The sequence below is a fragment of the Bradyrhizobium sp. genome (assembly GCF_050014615.1).
Classification (GTDB): domain Bacteria; phylum Pseudomonadota; class Alphaproteobacteria; order Rhizobiales; family Xanthobacteraceae; genus Bradyrhizobium.
In genome coordinates this window covers 1-4,735 of sequence record NZ_JBEKCZ010000360.1, presented here as the reverse complement: position 1 = coordinate 4,735, position 4,735 = coordinate 1, and the positions used below count along the sequence as shown (strand labels likewise).

Sequence of the window (4,735 nt, the reverse complement as noted above, 5' to 3'; positions counted from 1 at the left end):
GCGATGTTGAAGCGCGGCTTCCTTGGTTGGCTACGTGGTGAGCGTGGCCATTGCACCGTGGCGATTGTCCCGACCATGGAGGAAGAGGATGCCAAACGCCCGCATCGTGAGCGCGAGGGATTGGTCCATGAACAAACCCGTGCGGTCAATCGCATGAAATCCGCTTTGATCCAGTTTGGCGTCCGTAACTTCAATCCCAAGCTACGCAAGGCGAGCGTGAAGCTGGAGACTGTCCGCACACCAGAGGGCAAGTCCTTGCCACCCAATACGATCGCCGCCCTTCGACGGGACATGGAGCGGTTGAAGATCATCAAGGAACAAATCAAGGCAATCGAGCAGGCCCGGCTGCAGCAATTTGAACAAAAGCCGGAGGCTCTTGCGAACAGGATGGTTTATCTGCTGGTACGGATTTACGGGCTTGGTTTGGAGACAGCCGATCTTTTGGCGCATGAGCTTCTATCCCGAACATTACGCGATCGCAAAGCTGTAGCCCGTTATGCCGGATTGACCGGCTCACCGGATGAAAGCGGCTCAAAGCGACGAGAAAAGGGCCTTTCCCGCTCGGGCAACGCGCGGGTACGCAAAATCATGATCCAGCTGGCCTGGCGCATGGTGAAGTTCCAGCCCGACAGTGCTCTGGTACAATGGTTCAAACAACGCACCGAGAGTACAAAGGGATCACGCAAGCCGATGATTGTAGCGCTTGCCCGCAAGCTCATCATTGCCCTGTGGCGCTATGCGAATGACGGCGTCATACCGGAAGGCTTCAGGCTGCATTCAGCGGCGTAATCGGCAACGGGAGGGAAGAATAGATACAGGGTTTTGGCACCTCGGCGCGCATAGCGACGGAACAGCCAAAAAACGATCCGAGGTAGCGGCAGCCCGCCGTCCCCCCATGGTTTCTGCACCGGGAAAAAGAATGGGCTGCCGCTGCTTCGGAGCCTCGCCTTCGATGCGCATAGTTGCATCATGGTTCGGATCCAACGGATCCACCGTATATAAGGATGTGGCGGCTGGTTTTTTATAACCATCGTCAACTTGAAAGCGGGCTCCACCTCGTGTCGCTGTGTTGTTCTAATCAATTGATCGGCCGCCGCCTCCTGACTCGTGGGGGTCGATCGGCATCGGCCGATCACCACTCAATCGCCAGTACGAGTGGCACGAAAAGGAAGCACCATGAAAGGGGGGCGTGCATTGATCCGCACGGGTACGATGCGGGCAAGAAGATCAAGGGCAAGAAGCGGCACATTCTTGTCGACACATTAGGTCTTCTGCTCCACGCCATCGTTCATCCGGCCGACATTCAAGATCGCGATGGAGGCGTTCTCGTCATGGCGACACTGTTCGGCATGTTTCCCTTTTTGAAGACACTGTTCGCCGACAGCGGATATCAAGGACCGAAATTTGCGAAAGCGCTTGCAAAGGTTCTGCCGCATCTCGACATTGAAATCGTCAAACGTTCCGATCAGATCAGCGGATTTGTGGTCTTGCCAAAACGCTGGATCGTCGAGCGCACCATTGCGTGGCTCAATCGCTGCCGAAGGCTCGCCAAGGATTGGGAGAATCTCAACCGAAAAGCGCTCGCGTTCTTGCGCCTCGCCTCAATCCGCCTCATGCTCAGAAAACTATGCAATCCGGCCTGAAGTCTCCGGACGGACTCTAACACTACAGTTGCATTTTTCGGTGACTTCTGAATCGATGGGCAACCATGATTCGGGAGATCATGGATGGCTGGAGCATCGATTGAGACGACGCTTGAACTGTGGGCATCGTCATTACGGGATGTGAAGCAGCGGATGCGCCCGCTGTTTAGTCAGGATCGGGTGGCGGCGTCGGCAGGGCAATTTCTCGACGGATTGCTGGGCAATGAGCCGCGCAAGACTGGTTGGATGCGGGCGGAAGCAGCAGGGGATCCTGGCCCGTGGCGTCAACAGGCGATTCTGGGCCGCGGGAGCTGGGATGCTGACGCCTTTTGTGAACTGGTGCGGGACTATGCGCTGGAAACTCTGGCGGACGATGACGCGGTTCTGGTGATCGATGAGACCGGGTTTCTGAAGCAAGGCAAAGCATCGTGCGGGGTTGCGCGGCAGTACACCGGCTCGGCAGGCAAGATCACCAATTGTCAGATTGGCGTGTTTGCCTGCTATGCTTCGCGTCACGGCCACGCCTTCATCGATCGCCGGCTTTACTTGCCGAAGGAGTGGACGGACGCTCCCGCCCGGATGAAGGCGGCGCACGTTCCCAAGGACATGTGCTTCGCGACGAAGCCGCAGCTTGCACGGAAGATGATCGCGCAGGCGATCGCAGCCAAGGTGCCGTTCTCCTTCGTTGCAGCGGATAGCGTGTATGGAACGGGCGACATCGAAGCCATGCTGCGCAAGGCCGGCAAGGGCTACGTCCTGGGCATTGCGTCCAACCATCAGGTCCGCTCTTGGGGCAAGGCGCAGGTCTTTGTCGACACCGCTGGCAACGTTGCGCAGAGCCTTCCTTGCAAGGCCTGGCGACGACTGTCAGCGGGCGACGGCACCAAAGGGCCGCGGCTGTATGATTGGGCCTATCTCGAATTGGCCGACCTCGAGGCTGGAGACTACAACAGCACGTTGACCGGAACCTGGACGCGAGGCCTGCTGATCCGCCGCAACATCGGGGACAGCGAACTCGCCTTCTTCTCCACTTGGTGTCCGAAAGGCACGTCGGCGAAGAAGCTGGTTGCAGTAGAAGGCTGCCGCTGGTCCATCGAAGATGGCTTCGAAACCGCCAAAAACGAATTTGGTCTCGATCACAATGAGAGCCGATCCTGGCACGGGTGGCACCGTCATGTCTCGCTGGTCATGCTGGCCTTCGCCATGATGGCGGCGATCCGTCATCGAGCTAACGCCGCCGCTGTGGCGCCCAAAAAAACGTTGCCGCGCCGATCGATCAAACGTCGCTCCTGATCCGCTGGTCGATCCAGGAAATCCGTCGTATCACCCTCAAGCTCGCGCAACGGCGCATCCAGCCCGCTCGCATCATCGCATGGTCGCTCTGGCGACGCGCTCACCAAGCCGAAGCAAAGCGAGCGCACCTGAAGCGAAAATTGCAACTGTAGTGTTAGTGTCTGTTCGAAGAGTTCTTGAATCATATGAATCATCTGTGTGTGATTCAAGGGGTGTGGCCTGATTCGAGGAGGGTCACCAATGTGGACGAGCCAGAACCGCGGCCGTTACGACCGCAGCAAGTTGCGATATCCGAGCGATCTGACCGACGACGAATGGGCACTGGTCAAACCCCTGATCCCCCCGGGCAAGACCGGCGGTGGGAAACGGAGGGTGATCATGAGGGAAGTGGTGAACGGCCTCATGTATGTTCTCTCGACTGGCTGTCAGTGGCGCGCGATCCCGAAAGATCTGCCCCCGAAAAGCTCGGTCCACGACTACTTCGATCTGTGGACCTATGACGGTACATTGGAACGAATTCATCAAGCGCTCTATCAACAATGTCGAGAACAAGCCCAGCGGAAAGCCAGCCCGACCGCCGCCATCATCGACAGCCAGAGCGTGAAAAGCGCAGAAAAAGGGGGGCGCGCATTGATCCGCACGGGTACGATGCGGGCAAGAAGATCAAGGGCAAGAAGCGGCACATTCTTGTCGACACAGTAGGCCTGCTGCTCCACGCCATCGTTCATCCGGCCGACATTCAAGATCGAGACGGAGGCGCTCTCGTTATGGCGACCCTATGCGGCACGTTCCCGTCTTTGAAAATGCTGTTCGTTGATGATGCATATAAAGGACCGAAATTTGCGAAAGCGGTTGCAGAAGTTCTCCCGCTTCTCGAAATTGAAATCGTCAAACGTTCCGATCTGGTCAGCAAATTTGTGGTCTTGCCCAAACGCTGGATCGTTGAGCGCACCATTGGTTGGCTCAACCGCTGCCGCCGCCTGGCCAAGGATTGGGAGTGCTTCAACCGAAAGGCCTTGGCATTCTTGCGCCTCGCCTCAATCCGCTTCATGCTCAGAAAACTCTGCAATCCGGCCTGAAGTCTCCGGACAGACTCTTAGAGGGTTGGGGTGAGGGGCTGTCTCCGCGACTGCTCATGCCGAATTTAAGAGTGTGCCTCGCCCCCCACCCGCCGCTAAGACGCCATAGCCGAAGCTCCGCTTCGGCGTTCTTCCAAGAACGGCCGCCGAAGGCGGCCTACGCTCTCCCCGCGCAGAGCGGGGAGAGGTTAAGGAGCCATTACTCGACGACTTCGACAATCCGATGGGTGCGAGGATCGACCAGGACCGTGCGATCGTTCACGACGGTGTAGCGATAATCCCGCACGCCATATTCCGGCGGCACGTCGTAATAGGTGACGCCTTCCTCCGGCAGCACGGCGCCGACGCGGACGTCCTCGCGGTATTGATAGGAGGGAACATGCCGCTCGACGACATAGCTGCGAAAGCGGGGGCGCTGGTCGACGCCGAGAATGCCGGTGACGCCACCGACCACCCCGCCAATGACGCCGCCGACGACGGCGCCCACGGGACCGGCGGCCCGGTCGCCTTCTCTCGAGCCCCGCTCAACGCCGCCGGGAACCCCCTGGGCGTGGGTCACGGCAGGTAGCGCCAGTGCGGCGGCAATCGCGGCAATTCCGATAAAACGACGGATCATGATGTCTCCTGATGGGTTCGGCCAAGGTGTGGGGGGACAAGCCCGCGGGGGCCCGTTAGGTTCCGCCTGGCGGCGCGGGACGGCCGGCCAAAGGGCCGCCGAAG

General features: G+C 58.9%; 4 protein-coding genes and 1 pseudogene. 4 read left to right on the top strand and 1 reads right to left on the bottom strand.

The genetic code is table 11. From position 1 onward, the window contains the following. The 4 genes and pseudogenes from ABR948_RS29595 to ABR948_RS29580 all read left to right on the top strand — a co-directional run. Nucleotides 1-789, top strand: a 789-nt coding sequence (locus ABR948_RS29595) for a transposase (RefSeq protein WP_428124865.1), incomplete at its 5' end; no start/stop codon positions are given. 323 nt (nucleotides 790-1,112) lie between these two features. Beyond that, a pseudogene (locus ABR948_RS29590) lies at nucleotides 1,113-1,643 on the top strand (IS5 family transposase); the annotation flags it as partial. Nucleotides 1,644-1,727: 84 nt separating this feature from the next. Then, nucleotides 1,728-2,936 carry an IS701 family transposase gene (locus ABR948_RS29585; RefSeq protein ID WP_428124863.1) on the top strand — a complete coding sequence of 403 codons (1,209 nt, stop codon included), beginning with the start codon at nucleotides 1,728-1,730 and terminating at the stop codon, nucleotides 2,934-2,936. Nucleotides 2,937-3,176: 240 nt separating this feature from the next. After that, nucleotides 3,177-4,015 (top strand): IS5 family transposase gene (locus ABR948_RS29580; protein WP_428124861.1). Its coding sequence is split into 2 segments (ribosomal slippage): nucleotides 3,177-3,561 and nucleotides 3,561-4,015, totalling 840 coding nucleotides; the frame shifts between segments, so codons are not numbered across the junction. Nucleotides 4,016-4,214: 199 nt separating this feature from the next. On the opposite strand, the gene ABR948_RS29575 is transcribed toward ABR948_RS29580, so the two are convergent. After that, nucleotides 4,215-4,631: a DUF1236 domain-containing protein gene (locus tag ABR948_RS29575; RefSeq protein WP_428124859.1), complete on the bottom strand. Its 417-nt coding sequence runs from the start codon at nucleotides 4,629-4,631 to the stop codon at nucleotides 4,215-4,217. Nucleotides 4,632-4,735 lie beyond the last annotated feature (104 nt).